Consider the following 14,734-nt stretch of genomic DNA (forward strand, 5'->3'; position numbering starts at 1 on the left):
CGCGGAAACTCTATTGCTGCCTTAGTCGGCCTGCCGAAGCAGGTGCGTTGTTCACGAGGCCTTCCTGTCGCGTTCAACCGACTACGGCTATCTTCGGCGGCCGTCGCCTACTCGCAAGATACGCTTGCGAACGATCTAAGCCGCCTGCTTCTGGCGCCGCTTGGCGTTGCGCCACTCACGAAGGCTCATGCCAGTTGATTTGCTGAAGCTTGGGTCATCACGCCATGAGTATACTCGCTTGGCGTCGTATACTGCGCGATCACCTTCGACCGTAGCGAAAATATGACTGATTTCTTGGGTATCAGGCAACACCCCTTCCGCATGATTTTTGCAATGCAAATCAGGTTTGCCGTGCATTCCTGCAAAAAGTGATGCAATGGCGCGGTTTTTTCGCCTGTGACCAGTGATTTCCGCAATCTTCTCGACATCGCGACACCAGCGCGCAAAGCTGATCCTGCTGCGCCGTCCCGGCCTGGTCAAGGTGCCCGCTTGTGCCCTCGCCCATGCCCACAATGAACGCCTCTGACCTTCGTCGGTAAGAAAGGATCGCATGATGTCCATGCACCGCTCCCAATTCTCAATCTGCCGTGTCGTCGGTCGTTTGCCCCACTCCGCCAACACGCGGCTGGCGGACTTCGACCAATCACCCAAGGGGTCGTCCCCTGGTAGGAGTTGGTCCCCAAACTCACGCCTGCGCCCATTGATATCGCCGAGATCATGCACCCACGGCAATGTGTACCTGCCGAAGTTTTCCCGAAGCCCATTGACCTCGGGCAACTTGGCCTCGGTCTCCGCAGCGCGGATGAACAGTTCTGCGATATCGCCTTCGGTCATGGCTGGAAGTTCCTGTCATCGAGAAGATCGGGTTGAATGGATCTAGGCCCATAGGCGCGCCAGATGCGTTCGTAGATCATGCCGGCCAATGCGGGTCGCAAAGGAACGAAGCCGCGTAAATCATGCGCGATGGCCTGCAATTCAGCCACAGGGCAAATGTCCCAGACTTCCATCCATTTGGAAGGGTCATGCTCGAAGCGATCCCTGCCGTGCCTGTAGAGGTCGAAGGCCGCACCGATGCACTCCGCTTCGAGGCTGGCCTTGTTGTTGGCTGTCTCGGTCAAAGTGCGCATGACGACGCGGGCGTCATCCATTCCGCCACGTTCAATGACCTTGCGGATGGCTGCGACGGCTCGCGTCTCGCCTATGGCTGGATAGCGATGCTTCGGAACGATCGGAACGCCGAATTCATCGCATAAGCTTTGCACGTGCGGATCGATCATTTTTCCTCCGCCAGGACAGCCTGCAGTTTGGCGATGCTCGCCGGGTCCATATAGAACCCGCTTCCCCAATCGTTCCTTATTTCGATGCCGTGGTGGTGTAGCTTCTTGCGAATGTGATGGATGATGACATCGACCGATTTAGTCTCGTACTCGTCACCCCATTGCCGGCTGGCAGTCCTGAGCTGCTGGCGGGACTGGGTTCTGCCATTGGTCAGACAGGCGAGCATCCGCGCTTGTGTCCGTGTCAGCCCGAGTGCTCTCAATTTGGAGAGCTCGCTATCGCTTTCGGCGGGGAGAAGGGTTTGGAGAATATCCTCCAACGCATCGATGTGGCCTATGAGGCGGTCACGGCTTGCGGTGTCGAGGTCGATAGGGGGAATACGTGGGTGGATCGTCATGCCCGTGCCCTCCGGTTCCTGTATTCGACGGCTACAGTCGATCCGCTGGCATTGCGCGGCGTCATTGGTGCAGAGCCGAACACCTTGGCCTTTTCCGCGGCGGCTTCATCGGCCTTCTTGCGGCGCCATCGTTCGATTTCATCGAGTTCTGCCTCCGGCTCGACCGTGCAGGCCTGTACAGGCGAGTTGAGACGCTGCCTGACATATTCCCTGGCCACAGCCATGGCTTGTCCAGCAGTCGCCATTGGCTGATTGCCCGGAACAATATGAAGCTGCTTGCCAGTAAACAATCGATAGGCCGGAACGTAGCCGCCACCGACCGGCAGATACCAGTATTCTGGAAGGAAATCGGGTGCGTTGGGCATCAGAACAGCCTCATAGGATCAGAGGAAACGGGCGTGTCGAATCTTTCGGGAAACCCGTTCTCGCCAATTTCGAAGAATGAAGTGGTGCCGCCGTCCCATCCAACGGTAACGTTTGCGGGCCATGGCAACTCACGCGACAGGGCAAGAACGAACTGTGCCCGGCCGCGCCATTCGGCGACCTTGCATTCCCATACTCCGTAGAGTTCAGAGCCAGGCGTAGGCTCGTTTTCCATCAGGAAAACCTCGGGCCGGAACGGCATGATGACGTGATCGGCATCCCGTTCGACTGCCCCTATGAGGTCGGAATACCGAGGCTTGCGGCGGATAATGTCGTTAAGGAACTTCTCGTTGAGCGGCCCTTTGTTTTCCGCGAAGGTGTTTTTCTTCAACTGGACGCAGACGACAATCGGGCAATCGAGATCGCGTGCCGTCGCCTTCAGTTCGCGGGTGACTTCCTCGCCAAACTCCCAGTTGCTCATTTTGGCCGTGGCCCTATCCCGATCGAGCAACCCGGCATGATCCAGGATCAACAGGGACTTGCCGCGTTTGCGCACGATGCGTCTCCAGCGATCCTTCAACTGCGGCAGTGTCAGACGGCGATTTTGAATGAGGATCGGTGTGTCTTTAAGTGCTTGGTGGACTTCCACCATCTGCGCGAACTGCGCCTCGGTGAGTTCGCCGCGCTTTTGCCTGCGGACCGGAACACCGATGCGCCGCGATATTTCGCGCATGGCCAATTCCTGGGCCGTCATCTCGCCGGAATAGAAATCGACTGGGTATCCTTCCAGCGCCGCGCCGATTGACATCTGACCGACCAATCCGCTCTTGCCCTGCTTGGTCGCGCCGCCAATGATGATCAACTGCCCACCGAACAACGGCCCGATTAGGCGCTCAAGCGGCCCAACTCGATACCCGATACCGGCCGCCCGTTTGCCGTCCTTCATGAAGGCGGCGTTTGCCATGTCGATGGCGGACGTGATGGCATCGCCCATGCTGATCGCACCAAGCGTTTCCGCATCTGTCTCACAAGCAGCAGATATTTCGTCGATTGCCATGTCGCCGAGCGATTGCGGGTCCGCTTCCGCAGGGGCGTCAAATGCGGCTTCACGCAGGTGGTCTGCAGCCACGATCAGCCGTCGGCGTCGGGACATGTCTTCGATAGCGCGCGCATAGTCCACAGCATTGATGACGGTCACCGCCTCAGCTGCCAGCCGAGCTAGATATTGCGCCACCGTCATGCCGCCAACTTTTTCATCAGCAGGCAGGAACGACTTCACCGTGACCGGGTTCGCAGTCTTTCCCAATTTGATCAATTCGATGCAGGTGTCATAGATTCTGCGGTGTAGAGGTTCGAAAAAATGGGATGGGCGCAGAAACTCCAACGATCCCACGAGATCATTGTTGGCAAACAGCGCACCCAACAGAGCCTGTTCGGCCTCGATGTTGTTCGGGGATTCACGAGGAAGGGCGAAATCGTAGCTGTGAGCGTTCACTCTGCCACCTCCATCATCCGAACAAGGCGAGCTGCGCCGGCGGAGCCTCTGCCGGCAAGGCGAGCTGCGAGAGTGCGGATCGCATACGCTGCTTGAAGCGGGACAACTCCGTTGCCGAGCATGCGAAGTCGATCCACACGCCCAACGTCCAACCGGGAGGCCAGCCCATCAGCCACTCGACGAACAGCGGGTTCAAGCTCCGGCGCTCTTTCAAGGGTACGTCGCCAACTGGAGAGGTCGCTTGGCCCGGGAGGAAAGAGGCCAACCGCATCGTCTCGTTGTATGAGCGCGAGTTCCCCGGCTGATGGCTGTCTCCGAAACTCAACGATGTCGGCGTCGGCCATTGCACCGTCTGCGCTGGTAACGGCACCCCGCCCGCTCCAAAGGCTTGGTTCGGCCCGCCCTTCTCCCCGTCCGATGCCCGCGGTGTCGACCAAAGCTGTTCCGTCGCATAGTCCAGCCGGTCGCCTCGCATCTGGCCGTCCTTGCGCTCCAGCGTTGGGCCGCTGCCCTTCCAGTCGTTCGCAGTAGGCGTCGGCCAGGCCGACGCCTGAAACGCCTTCGCCTGCAATGTGAGTGTCCCTGTCTCCCCGGGTCGATCCGCTGGCGCCATGCGCATTCGCCGCACCTGCCAACTCTCTGGCGATTCGTCGTTCTCGTTCGCCCGCGGCGTTATCCACGCCGAGGATGAAGAGGCGTTCGCGCTCGTGGCTCGCGCCGACCTCTGCCGCCGTGAACAATCCTCCCTCAACGTCGAAACCCAATCGCTGTAGGTCACGCCTGACCCGTAGCGCGCCCGCATCGAGGCCGGGCTTCGCCGAGAGCATTCCCGAGACATTTTCGATGAGGACAAACCAAACGCCCGATTGGACGATGATGCGGCGGGCTGTTGACCAGAGGTCGCGTTCGTCGTCGGAGCCTTCGCGCTTTCCGGCAAGGCTATGAGGCTGGCACGGGATGCCGCCAATGAGGCCGTCCACGCATCCACGCCAGCGTCTGCCGTCGAAGGATCGGGCATCGCTCCACACAGGAGCCGGATGAAGGAGACCTTGTTCCATCGCTGAAACCAGGTGCGCGACGGCGAAGGCTTCCCTCTCGACCATGCAGACTGAGCGAGCGCCTGGAATTGCCAGCTCGACGCCGAGATCAAGTCCGGCTCCGCCTGTGCAGATGGAGAGGATGTCGAGGTGATGGGGACGAACAGCCACATTCACGCTGCCACCTGCAGATCGAGTTTCTTTTGAGCACGCTTGGCCGATGCCTTGGCCTTCTTCTCGGCCCGCTTTTGCTCCAAAGCTTCTGGCCCGTCGTGGACAAGCCAGTACATCATGCCGAGCGCGTCAGCCTCGTTATCGTTTTTCGGCTTGAGGTTGCGGCCAGGCGCATGACATTCGGCCAAGACCCGATCTTTCAGCCACTTGCGCCGGGCAGCATAGCGATCGTTATCTTCAAGCCCGGCCCCCACTTCCTTGGGCGCCTTGGTCGTGTGGATGAATGACGATCGCCACGTATCGGGCGGGCAAATGATCGGATAGGGACGGCCTTTGCCTGAGCACCACAATTCCAGGGCAATTCGCCACATCGCAGCCATAAGCCGCCCGGCTTCGCTCCGCTGTGAACCGTAAGATTCCCCCTCAAGCGCGATCTCGATTTCGTCGTCAGCGATATCGTGTTTGCGAAGCAGATCATTGAGGCATCGGATGAAGTGCCGGCCGTAGCTGGCGCGGTCTTTGTAGCGCGTGCCGTCGGTATCCTTGGTCAAATCCCATGTGCCATAGGAAAGACGCTGACCTGGCGTGCGCTGCTGGTCTGCCGGCAAATGGCTATCGTCCAGCATCAAGGCCCAACCGAATTGCGTCGAAGGATCGAGGGTGAGCTTGTGCATCAGGCGGCCTCCTCTCGCGACAAGCCGCCGAGCCGCAAGTCGGCTTCCGTCGGCTCTTCGATATGGTCGATGAAACAGCGGCCCCACATGCATGATGTATCGAAAATGGCGCGCTGATCATCTGTCCGGCCTTGGAGCAACATCACGCCTGTAAAGCAGTCTTTCGACTCGGACTCGTCTGCCCAAACCTCAATACGCGAGCCGCTGTCCATGACCGCTATCATGCCGGTAGGCGGATAGAAGAGCGGGCCAGCCCATTGGACTTGCGTCATGCTGCCCTCCTGATCTTCAGCATTCCGGTAGGTACGTTCGTGCCAGCCTCAGCGAAACTGCCTACGGGCAAGTCACGCCATTCGCCTTCGAGCTCGCCGTGGTCGTAGTGGGCGGTTGCCGGGAGGATCGAAACGAGCTGCCCGCCTGGCTTCAGGAACTCGAGTGCATGGCGGACGTGCTTGAGATAATGGCGACCGCTGAAGGGCGGGTTCATCACGACCATGTCGTAGACCGGGCTGGCCGGGCATTCGAGGAAGTTAGCCGTTAGGACGTTGTGTCCCTTGGAACGTGCCTCGGCGGCGCGGACGGCGTGATATTCGACACCAAACGCCCGATGGCCGCGAACGCGGATCGCGTCCATGATCAGGCCATCACCACAGGATGGTTCCAGGACGCGAGAAGGCTCGGGAGGATTGTTCCGCCACTCCCGTAAATTGGATAGGCCGGCAAATTCCAAAGCCCGTTCGATCACATCGGCCGGCGACCAATAGAATTGCAGGTCTTTCGAGACGGCTGTGCCAGTGCGCGGCTTGGCGTCGTCTTCTTCGGCGTCCGGCAAAACCTCGCCGTAGAATTCGGCGAGCGCACGGTTGATGTCGAGCAAGGTATTGGGTGCGAAGAAAACGTGGGCGTTGCCGTTGGCGAAGGTGCGAACCGTCATGCCGCGATCGAGCGTTTTGGCGACCGTCACCTTGCCGTAGCGGTCGGTTTCTGAAGCCTCTCGTCCATCAAGTATCCCATCGGCTCCGGCGCTGTGCATGATGGCAAGGGCGTTGAACTCTTCCCGTTCCATCAACGGCTGCCCGCGATAGGCCGCGAGCGCGTTCACGATGTCGCGGAACTTGTTCTTTCCATAAGTGTCGGAATAGCTGCCCCAAGAACCGATGATGACCCGCTTAGGCAGCCCCTTGACACCGATCTTGACCTTGGAGTGCGACTTATAGGCCGGGTCGAGGTCAGCAAAGGTTTCGGCGAGACCGCGAAGAATGTGCGCGCGCGGGTTCTCAAGATATGGGCCGAACGTCGCCTTGGCGTTGTCGAAGGTCAGTTCCGGCGGGTCGGCCAACGTGCGTTCAAAAAGCTTCTTGTCTTTGGCGCTGGCGATCCGGTCGATATTCAGGCGGCCGTAGATCGCCTTCCATCCCGAAGACAACAGGTTCTTGCGCATCTCGGAGGCATGCACATGGGCGCGACCGCGCAGCACCGGGTTGACGTAGGTGCCCATGATCGTGCCCGCCATTTCCACGGCAGTGCACGCGTCGTTGTACGCTTTGATAGCCTCGTCGACATTGGCAGCCTTGCGGTTGTATTCGGCGATGATGTCGAGGACAGTGCTTTGCCGGGTGAGAGTGTGCGAGGTCATGCGGCCTCCCCGCCGAAGAGCGGCCCGTATTCGACTGTCTTTGGCTTCTGCGGCACACGCCATTCGGTTTCGATCCGACGGCGGGCCATCTCGGCATATTCTGGGTTGAGTTCGATCAATGTAGCGTGCCGACCGTGGCGAAGGGCAACCAGGGCCGTTGTGCCAGCGCCGCCGAATGGGTCGAGTACCAAGCCGCCTTTCGGGCACCCGGCGAGGATGCAGCGCTCGGCTAGTTCCGGCGGGAATGTCGCGAAGTGAGCGTCAGAGAACGGCTGCGTCGCCATTGGCCACACGGTGAGCGGTGCCGGCTCGTAGTTGCGGAGATTGCGTCCTTCAATCGCCACTTCAAGATATTCAGGGTCTCCGCGTCCCTCGCGATGGATTGATCCATGCCCTCCTTCGCCTGTGTCCCACCCAGCCGGCACTTTGACCTTGCGAGACTGGCGAACCGGCATTGTGGCGGCCATGTTCGCCTTCTTTACTTTGCCGCTACCATCATCCTCGACGTCGTTGCGGACCGTGCCGTAGGTCGTCAGGGTCTTAGGCCGTAGTCCAAAGCGAACGGCCTCTGCGTCGTACCAATAGCGGGCTGACTTGGAGAGCAGGAAGATTTTCTCGTGTGAAGTTCCAGGGCGATCTTTCGCACTGTCCGGCATGGGGTTGGTCTTGCCCCAAACGATCTCTGATCGAACCCACCATCCAGCTTCCTGCAGCGCAATGGCGAGGCGGTTCGGCATCATGCAAAGGTCTTTGGCCTTCAGCACACCGCCGATGGTCGAAAATGGCTTGTCGCGGAATGTGCGATCATCGTTGCCGGTCGCTTTCGTGTCGGCCGCAGAGCGACCGTTGGGCGTGGTAGCGTAGCAGTCGCCGTAGTTGATCCAGCAGGTGCCGGTCGGCTTCAGAACCCGCTTCACCGCTTCGAACACGCGGACCATAACGTCGAGGTGTTCTCCGAGCGTCGGCTCGAGTCCGATCTGACCGTCCACGCCGTAATCGCGGAGCCCGTAGTAAGGAGGACTGCAAACCACACAATCCACGCTGTCGGCCTCAATGGCTTCGAGAGCGGCGAAGCAATCTGCCGTCCAGAGCGTCACCCGCCCGTCCAAGAATTGCTGATAGTCGGGATGGATGGACACGCCCTACTCCGCCGCCTGGAGTGCGGGCTTGCGGAAGTGCCGATCGCCTCGTTTGCGTTTCGCTTCGACCGCCGCCTCGTAGGATTTCTTGGCGTCGTCGGCCGCGTCATAGCCTTCCTCCAACCTGATCAGCACAGGCGCAAAGGCATCGATCGCAACATTGGTCTGCCGCAGCCGTTCCTGCCGGTCTGCGATCTCGCCTTCCAGCCGAGCCTTTTCGGTCCTGGCATGGGATAGGAAATCGGACACAACCGATGCCGACCGATCCAAGATCGTCGGCTGGCATTTCGGATCGAACCCGGCGAGATGCCTTTCAGCCGCCGCTTCGAACTCAGCGTCGAGGGCAGTGTCATCATCGGGGTAGTTGCGGGTGAAGAGGTTGAGGAGGATGCTCATGGCGTTTACTCCGAAACCATCTTGTCGGTGAGTTGCCCGCCGTCCGCGAGATGAGCATCGACTGCTGCGCTCGCCTGTGCCGCAGTCAGCGGTTCATCCGTTTTGAGGTCGCGGAACGATTCCGGCTCTGCCAGCATGTCGGCGTACGTCGGCGCGCAATCCTCACAAGCGATCTCTTCCGCGCCCTGGTGATAGAGGTCGCCCTCGTTGATGGTTTTCAGGCAGAAAACGCAGTTGCCCAGTTCAGCCATGCTCGCCTCCCGCAAACGACAATTTTTCGAGACGCGCGAGCTGCTTTTTGAGGGAGAAAATTCTCCTCGACCGCATCGTGTTTGCGGCGAAGACAGCATCTTCTCGCGAGTGATGGGCATCAATGCCAAGCTTGAAGTGCTGCCGATATGGGGCGCTGGCATAGACATATTCGGGATACGACGAACTGATTTCGCCCTCGATCTCAGTGATCCCAGTGCTCAGCGCATACTTGCTGATATAGACCTTCATCGCCGTTACTCCGTCTCGTCGCTCTGATCTGCGAATGGATCGGCACCGGCGATCAACTCGTCTGCCTCCGCCTTGATCCGCATCTGGCGGATCGAGAAAATGGCACCCTGCCCGCGATGCCATGCCTCGGCATAGGCCTGCCCCTCCGGCGATGCTTCGTTGAAGGGATTGGACAGCGTGTCGCCGCGCATGCCGGCTTCTTCGCCGTCGCGAGCCGCTCGCTCGACCACAGGGGCACGATCTTCGAGCAGATCAAGCTGAGTGCCGACAGGCATGCCCGCGAAACTCATCGCCTGCATCTTGGCGTCGATCTCAGCCTTGAGCCTGGCTTGACCTTCCGGCGTCTGTGCCGTGTCGTAGTCCTTGATCTGGCTGAGACCAAATTCGCCGAGATCGGCCTTGATGGTCTTGCCGACCAGTTTCATCTTGGCGTCAGCGGCCTTCTTCGCCGCAAGCGCCTCGTGGTAGTCGGACCTGTTCATGAAGAACAGAACACGCTTGCTGTCGTCGCTCACACCGCTGTTGTGGCCTTCTCCGGCCGCCATTTCTGCATGCTTTGCCATGTCACTCTCCTTCATGTTCGATCATCTCGGGCACGACCCACTCGGCTAGATCAGCGCCCCGATCCCGCAGCCACTTCGCCAGTGCGATCCGGGTCTCGACGGAGAGCCATCGCAACAAGACGGGTGGTTTCCTGCTTGAAAGCCGCATGTTCTTTCCTTGCCTGGACGACCGCGCGCATTTCTTCGATTTCACGGTGGTCAATCCTGTTTGCTTCCTGGTTGAAGACGGCGCGCACACGCCGCCTCGTCCACGCATTGTTACGCTTGCGCAAATCGCTAAAGGCACGCTCCAACATGGATTTGACGGGCTCGCGAATACCGCGAATACCGATCACTTCATCCATAAGACTTGCCGCAAGTTCACCGTCCTGCATAGCTGATCTTTCCAAGTCCTTGGCTGATTTTTCCACGTTCATGGACAACTCCTTCGATACTGTCGTGAGCATCGAAAGAGTTTCCCCGGTACGCGAAACCTGGGCCGGAGAAATTCGGGTAGACGGTCGGCAAAGCCGGCCACAGTGGAAGGAAGGGAATGTCAAATGGATCGAACACGGAACCGCCAAGAACAGCGTTCGACCCAGCTTGAGTTGTTTGGGAAACGGAGCCGGCTTCGGCCGGCGAATGAAAATTGCCCATTCTCAGCCCCCCACCCGACGCGCCGCGTCTTCAATGGACTGGGGAGCGGTCGAAGAGACCTCAGCATCGCGGATGCAATTGCCAGAAGCGGCCCGGCCCAAGGCATAGCCGACCATGCCCGTTGCGAACGGTAGAAGAGCGAAGATGAGATCGGCAAAGGTCGAGATCATATCGACACCTTCAGAACGATGGAGCGTGCTTTGCCTGGGACGCGATCGATAAAACCGCGCTCGGCGAGAGCCACGACGAGCCGATGAACGCCAGCCTTTGAGTTGAGACCGATGCCGTCCTTGATCTCGTCGAAGGTCGGCGTCCTTCCGTCGTGGCCGCGCACGTACCGCTTGATGAACTCCAACGCGTCGACCTGACGATCCGTCATCCCACCGGTGCTTGGCGCCAGCTGCCTGACAACTTCATTCGCCAGTGCAGGATCGGTGCGGATCAGTTCGGCTGCGGTTTTGGAGAGGGTCATGCGGACTTCCTGGGCAAATGAACCACATTCCCTTCGACCTTCGGTGTGGGGAGAGGCTTGCGAGGCTTCGGTTTTGGGCTGGTTGGTCCATCGGAATAGCCGAGTGGAGGAACCGGACCGCCAGCAAGCCAAACCTCAACCATTGCAAAGCGATGGAGGGCGTATGGGGAATTGCCAGCGGTGCCGATCTTTGATGCCGAACGTTGTCCGGCTAACTCGGTCAAAATCCAGTAGCCATCATGGCGATAGCGCTCGACACCGTCCTCATCAGTGACGTGAGAAATCCCATGAACGAAGCCGACATACTTCTGCTTTGGCTTTGGCAGGTGCGGTGGAAACAATCTCCGAAGGAACCAGCGCATCTATGCCGCCCTCCCCTGGATGCTCAAGCGAGGCAGCGAGACCCAATGACACTCGGCCTTTTCAGTCAGGAAATTGGTGCCGAGCGCCGTCCGGTTCGGAACGCGCATTGCGTAGGGCCTGATCGAATAGGTCTCGGTGAGCGCGATAGGATCGCGTTCCTGAATGCGCTCCTCGGGCTTTTCCCTCACCGGCGGCACAATGATGTAGCCGCGGGCGCGGTCGCGGTTGAAGTTGACGCGTTCGCGTCGATGCTCCGCATAGACCGGATCGATGGCGCAACGGACCGTGCTGCCCGTGAAGCCGAACTTCTTGCCTATTCCAGTGAAGGAGGCGCCCTCATTACGGAGCCGCTTCATTTCGGCCCGCATGGCTTCGGTGACGTGATTGGGTTTCATGCCGCCCTCGCAGCTTCATTCGCTTCCGCCCACAGACGGATTTGCTCGGTTTTCGGACGCCGCGACCAAGCCATCAGACAGTCGTGGCAGGCATCCCGGCTATGAGACAGATGACAGGTGTATGGCTGCAAGCAGCGTGGATTTTCGAAAGTGGTGCCCGATGCTGGGGAGAAGGTCAGCACCGGGCTATCCGCGATCACCGGGGAGGAGTTTGGCTCTTGCGGATTGGAAACTTCGGCCGTGGCTGGATCACGGGGGGCTTGGGGGTTACCAGCCACGGCCTCGACTGCGGGGGCAGTCGATTGGGAAGTGAGTGCCGTCTCTCCGGCTGTCACGCCTGCCCTTTCGGGGCCACTGACGTTTGTGCCGGGGAACTGCCCGGTCAGAGCTGGGATCACCTCAGGTTGCCCCGATACTCCAGCCTCAGCCGAACCCGTTGCCGGGCCGACCAGATTTGCGGTCCTTTCGGATACCGCCTCACATGGCCCATTTGCCAAGGATGCTTGTGCCCCATCGGGCGAATTGGTTGCGCCGACTTCCACGGCGCTGCTGGCGCGCTCTGCGCTGCGGTCTACATCGTCGCCTCCCGTGCCAGGGGCTGGATTGCTCTCTTGCCTGAGATTGAGTTTGGCGACGGCCTCGCTGCCCGTGATGTAGGCCTTGAAGTCTTGGCGGACGCCGGCGTCGGCTTCTTTCCAGAGTCTGACAAGCTCGTCGAAGATGTTGCGCGGGGAAATGGTGGGGAGGTCGACCGAAGCTGCCTCCCCTTCGTGGCGGCCCTCACGATCCGCAAGCGTCCCGGCACCTGTACCCTGGCTTTGGAAGGCTTCGGCTTGCGGACCTGCCTCCGGGGATGGCTCATCGTTTACGAGGGCCTCTCGTGCATTCTTGCGACCGGCGTTGATACCGGCGACGTTCATGACGCCGACTTTGCCGTGCTTGTTTTTGTAGAAACGAGGCGTTCCGCCTGCCGCTTCGATCTTTTCGAATCGATCCTGAACAGCGGCTGGCACTGGAGGAGGCGGTGCTGGCCTGGGTTTCTCACTTACCGCGCGGTAAGTGACTTCCTGTCGCTGCTTCTGCACGAATGCCAAGCTGACGTGGCACTTCTGGCGAATGTCGTTGTCCGACCACGCCGACCATTCCGGGTCATTCAGAAGCGTTTCGACCGCCCGGCGCTTGTCGTCGCGGGTCCGCCTCAGACCATGCATCTCATTGGCGCCGACGCTATGCAGAATTGCATCGCGGCGCGTTCCCTGGCGAACATCGGCGGCAACATTCTCCCGGCCGAGCTTCTGATAGGCATGGAACCGGTGGAACCCGTCGGCCAGCCAGTGCTTCTTGCCGTCGTAGAAAACAACGATTGGCGGGAACGTCGCGCCGGCCTTGATGGCCTCGGCATACTCGCTGACGACGTGCTCGTTGAGCGTTGCGCGCGACTGCGTTCCGCCGTCGATCTGGATGGCGTCGAGCGCGAGACCATGATCCTCGGGAGACTGGAGGCGGATCATGCGGGCCTCCGAAACGCGTCAAGGCTCGGCAGAAAACGCGGAGGCCTGCCGTTCCATGCCCATGCTTCAAGCCGGCGAATGCGAGCGAGCGTTTCGTTGGCAGGATCGCTTTCGCGTTCGTCGCCTTTCAATATCCAGTCGACGGAACACCGGAGGATGATGGACAACGCCACGAGCTTGTTGACGTCTGGGAGTGTCAGATCGCCTTCCCACTGCGATATTGCAGATGGCGTGATGTTCAGAACCAAGGCGAGGTCGCTTTGCGTAATGCTCAGACCTCTACGCGCTTCCTTGATACGGGCGCCGGCGCTCATGCTGCTTCTCCCGAAGCAGGGGCGACTGCCGGCACGAAGTCATTTGCGGTGACCGAGCCTTTGGTGACATGATCGATAGTTGCCAAGCTCTCCCACGATGGCTTCGAAATCCCACGCTTGATCCTGCTGATCTGGGATTGGGACATTCCAACCAACACGCCAAAGGCTTCGTCGGTCAGGTTGTTCACTGAGAGATATTCGGAGAGCTTCATGCTGCACAAAATGCATTGGATGCATATGCATGTCAAGCATGATTATGCATGCCATGACATTAAGCATTCAAACGGGGCGCAGTACCCTTAGAACATGGCACCCAGACCCAAACCAAAGCGCGATAGAGGCCGGCATTTCTTCCGTGCATGGCGGGAGAACGTGTTCCCAAATCAGATGGACGCCATGGAAGCTCTGGGCTGGTCACAGTCCAAGATCAGTCGTCTCGAAAACGGCGATACCCCGTACAATCAAGACGACTTGGAATTTGCCGCAGAGGTGTTCGGCTGCTCGCCGGCAGACTTGATAACGCGGCCGCCTGGTGATGCTGATCGAACGCCAGAAATCCAACTCCGATCGGCCCTACTGGCGTTTGGTGTTGATGCTGAAGATCTCGGCCGCGCCGTTTCGTCTGTCAAAGTGTTTGTCGACGACCTCGACGAGCAACCATCACAAGACCTTCCTGATGATCAACACGAACGCGCCAGTGGCCGCCGTGTAAAAGTGCCATCGCGGTAGATATCTCTGCGGCCTTGCGCTTGATGATCATCCTTGGATCGAGCGGAGCCCCCGCACCGGCAGCATTTCTCAGGTCTGCGACTATCCCCTCATTCCGCGTCCTCTGACGCAGCGCGTTCTCGGCCAATTCCCCTCACTCCTTAACCAAAAATAGAACATAATAGGAACAAAATCCTTAAAGCATGTCAACCGCTGACAAACCCAGCGCTGTTTCTATGGTGGATTTTCCCCCTGCAATCACGAAAATTCATAGATAACGAAAGTGCTACAGACCGTTAGGTTTTGTGTCTAGGGGGCGAAGTGTCCATTTTGGACAGTTCACCAACCGCAGTGCGAAGAACTCTTTCCGCGTCTGCGAAGAAGGAATCTGTCTCATTTGATGACGATTTGAAGTAATATACGATGCGCCGACCGACACGCGTCTGGGCAACCTTGCCTCTTACTTGCATTGCCGACAGATGCCGGAGTACCGATGTCCGGGGCAATGTCGTCACTGCTGCAATTTGGCTGGCATCCAATGCCTTCCCCTCGTACTGGCCCAGCCGAACAGCAAATGACACAACCATTTCCTCCGTCGGTCTGCCCTGGGACGTGACCAGCGAATGAAGATCCAGCATCATCCGAACGAGAATGCCTCGGATTTGCTTCTGCTGTTCTGTTG

At 59.2% G+C, this 14,734-nt stretch carries 24 protein-coding genes and 1 pseudogene; 2 read left to right on the plus strand and 23 right to left on the minus strand.

The genetic code is table 11. The features are described from left to right. Nucleotides 1-135 precede the first annotated feature (135 nt). From AB4136_RS20775 to AB4136_RS20800, 6 genes are read right to left on the minus strand one after another with little or no spacing between them, the layout of a single operon-like run. Nucleotides 136-834 carry a hypothetical protein gene (locus AB4136_RS20775; RefSeq protein WP_137901014.1) on the minus strand — a complete coding sequence of 233 codons (699 nt, stop codon included), beginning with the start codon at nt 832-834 and terminating at the stop codon, nt 136-138. Beyond that, nucleotides 831-1,277 carry a hypothetical protein gene (locus AB4136_RS20780; protein ID WP_137901015.1) on the minus strand — a complete coding sequence of 149 codons (447 nt, stop codon included), beginning with the start codon at nt 1,275-1,277 and terminating at the stop codon, nt 831-833. Before AB4136_RS20780 ends, AB4136_RS20775 begins: the two co-directional genes overlap by 4 nt. Next, nucleotides 1,274-1,675 (minus strand): helix-turn-helix domain-containing protein, encoded by a 402-nt coding sequence (locus AB4136_RS20785; protein ID WP_137901016.1) that lies wholly within the window; start codon nt 1,673-1,675, stop codon nt 1,274-1,276. Before AB4136_RS20785 ends, AB4136_RS20780 begins: the two co-directional genes overlap by 4 nt. Beyond that, entirely contained in the window at nt 1,672-2,040 is a 369-nt protein-coding gene (locus AB4136_RS20790; RefSeq protein ID WP_137901017.1) for a hypothetical protein, read from the minus strand. Before AB4136_RS20790 ends, AB4136_RS20785 begins: the two co-directional genes overlap by 4 nt. Further along, nucleotides 2,040-3,533 (minus strand): DnaB-like helicase C-terminal domain-containing protein, encoded by a 1,494-nt coding sequence (locus AB4136_RS20795; RefSeq protein ID WP_137901018.1) that lies wholly within the window; start codon nt 3,531-3,533, stop codon nt 2,040-2,042. Before AB4136_RS20795 ends, AB4136_RS20790 begins: the two co-directional genes overlap by 1 nt. A gap of 13 nt (nt 3,534-3,546) precedes the next feature. Continuing rightward, nucleotides 3,547-4,104 (minus strand): hypothetical protein, encoded by a 558-nt coding sequence (locus tag AB4136_RS20800; protein ID WP_137901019.1) that lies wholly within the window; start codon nt 4,102-4,104, stop codon nt 3,547-3,549. Between the two features lie 40 nt (nt 4,105-4,144). On the opposite strand from AB4136_RS20800, the gene AB4136_RS20805 reads away from it, so the two are divergent. Continuing rightward, entirely contained in the window at nt 4,145-4,306 is a 162-nt protein-coding gene (locus tag AB4136_RS20805) for a hypothetical protein (RefSeq protein WP_441931568.1), read from the plus strand. Here the strand turns inward: AB4136_RS20805 and AB4136_RS20810 are convergent. The 17 genes and pseudogenes from AB4136_RS20810 to AB4136_RS20890 form a co-directional block, all read right to left on the minus strand. Next, nucleotides 4,259-4,747 (minus strand): annotated as a pseudogene (locus tag AB4136_RS20810) (DNA cytosine methyltransferase); the annotation flags it as partial. The gene AB4136_RS20805 and the pseudogene AB4136_RS20810 overlap by 48 nt on opposite strands. Beyond that, complete coding sequence (locus AB4136_RS20815; protein ID WP_137901020.1) at nt 4,744-5,418, minus strand: hypothetical protein; 675 nt, start codon at nt 5,416-5,418, stop codon at nt 4,744-4,746. The pseudogene AB4136_RS20810 and the gene AB4136_RS20815, both read right to left, overlap by 4 nt. Beyond that, a complete protein-coding gene (locus tag AB4136_RS20820) occupies nt 5,418-5,690 on the minus strand; it encodes a hypothetical protein (protein ID WP_137901021.1) in 273 nt (90 codons plus the stop codon). Before AB4136_RS20820 ends, AB4136_RS20815 begins: the two co-directional genes overlap by 1 nt. Then, nucleotides 5,687-7,117 carry a DUF4942 domain-containing protein gene (locus AB4136_RS20825; protein WP_441931560.1) on the minus strand — a complete coding sequence of 477 codons (1,431 nt, stop codon included), beginning with the start codon at nt 7,115-7,117 and terminating at the stop codon, nt 5,687-5,689. The genes AB4136_RS20820 and AB4136_RS20825 overlap by 4 nt, the downstream gene beginning before the upstream one ends. Beyond that, nucleotides 7,051-8,187: a DNA-methyltransferase gene (locus tag AB4136_RS20830; RefSeq protein WP_441931566.1), complete on the minus strand. Its 1,137-nt coding sequence runs from the start codon at nt 8,185-8,187 to the stop codon at nt 7,051-7,053. Before AB4136_RS20830 ends, AB4136_RS20825 begins: the two co-directional genes overlap by 67 nt. A gap of 9 nt (nt 8,188-8,196) precedes the next feature. Further along, a complete protein-coding gene (locus AB4136_RS20835) occupies nt 8,197-8,589 on the minus strand; it encodes a hypothetical protein (RefSeq protein ID WP_137901022.1) in 393 nt (130 codons plus the stop codon). 5 nt (nt 8,590-8,594) lie between these two features. Then, nucleotides 8,595-8,840 (minus strand): hypothetical protein, encoded by a 246-nt coding sequence (locus AB4136_RS20840; protein ID WP_137901023.1) that lies wholly within the window; start codon nt 8,838-8,840, stop codon nt 8,595-8,597. Then, nucleotides 8,833-9,090: a hypothetical protein gene (locus tag AB4136_RS20845; RefSeq protein WP_137901024.1), complete on the minus strand. Its 258-nt coding sequence runs from the start codon at nt 9,088-9,090 to the stop codon at nt 8,833-8,835. Before AB4136_RS20845 ends, AB4136_RS20840 begins: the two co-directional genes overlap by 8 nt. Before the next feature lie 5 nt (nt 9,091-9,095). Then, entirely contained in the window at nt 9,096-9,653 is a 558-nt protein-coding gene (locus tag AB4136_RS20850) for a hypothetical protein (RefSeq protein WP_137901025.1), read from the minus strand. A gap of 50 nt (nt 9,654-9,703) precedes the next feature. Next, complete coding sequence (locus tag AB4136_RS20855) at nt 9,704-10,069, minus strand: hypothetical protein (protein WP_441931561.1); 366 nt, start codon at nt 10,067-10,069, stop codon at nt 9,704-9,706. 222 nt (nt 10,070-10,291) lie between these two features. Next, nucleotides 10,292-10,459: a hypothetical protein gene (locus AB4136_RS20860; RefSeq protein ID WP_171020967.1), complete on the minus strand. Its 168-nt coding sequence runs from the start codon at nt 10,457-10,459 to the stop codon at nt 10,292-10,294. Continuing rightward, nucleotides 10,456-10,761 (minus strand): hypothetical protein, encoded by a 306-nt coding sequence (locus AB4136_RS20865; RefSeq protein ID WP_137901027.1) that lies wholly within the window; start codon nt 10,759-10,761, stop codon nt 10,456-10,458. Before AB4136_RS20865 ends, AB4136_RS20860 begins: the two co-directional genes overlap by 4 nt. Further along, nucleotides 10,758-11,123, minus strand: coding sequence for a hypothetical protein (locus AB4136_RS20870; RefSeq protein WP_137901028.1), 366 nt, complete (start codon nt 11,121-11,123; stop codon nt 10,758-10,760). The genes AB4136_RS20865 and AB4136_RS20870 overlap by 4 nt, the downstream gene beginning before the upstream one ends. After that, the gene (locus AB4136_RS20875; protein ID WP_137901029.1) at nt 11,124-11,519 is read right to left on the minus strand and encodes a hypothetical protein; all 396 of its coding nucleotides are present in this window, start codon (nt 11,517-11,519) and stop codon (nt 11,124-11,126) included. Next, on the minus strand, nt 11,516-13,030 hold the full coding sequence (locus tag AB4136_RS20880; protein WP_441931562.1) for a hypothetical protein: 1,515 nt from the start codon (nt 13,028-13,030) through the stop codon (nt 11,516-11,518). The genes AB4136_RS20875 and AB4136_RS20880 overlap by 4 nt, the downstream gene beginning before the upstream one ends. Continuing rightward, the gene (locus tag AB4136_RS20885) at nt 13,027-13,344 is read right to left on the minus strand and encodes a helix-turn-helix domain-containing protein (RefSeq protein ID WP_137901030.1); all 318 of its coding nucleotides are present in this window, start codon (nt 13,342-13,344) and stop codon (nt 13,027-13,029) included. The genes AB4136_RS20880 and AB4136_RS20885 overlap by 4 nt, the downstream gene beginning before the upstream one ends. After that, nucleotides 13,341-13,556, minus strand: a complete 216-nt coding sequence (locus tag AB4136_RS20890) for a helix-turn-helix domain-containing protein (protein WP_137901031.1) — start codon at nt 13,554-13,556, stop codon at nt 13,341-13,343. Before AB4136_RS20890 ends, AB4136_RS20885 begins: the two co-directional genes overlap by 4 nt. A gap of 94 nt (nt 13,557-13,650) precedes the next feature. On the opposite strand from AB4136_RS20890, the gene AB4136_RS20895 reads away from it, so the two are divergent. After that, the gene (locus AB4136_RS20895; RefSeq protein WP_137901032.1) at nt 13,651-14,073 is read left to right on the plus strand and encodes a helix-turn-helix domain-containing protein; all 423 of its coding nucleotides are present in this window, start codon (nt 13,651-13,653) and stop codon (nt 14,071-14,073) included. Nucleotides 14,074-14,734 lie beyond the last annotated feature (661 nt).

It is taken from the genome of Mesorhizobium sp. 2RAF21 (genome assembly GCF_052115345.1).
GTDB lineage: Bacteria > Pseudomonadota > Alphaproteobacteria > Rhizobiales > Rhizobiaceae > Mesorhizobium > Mesorhizobium terrae.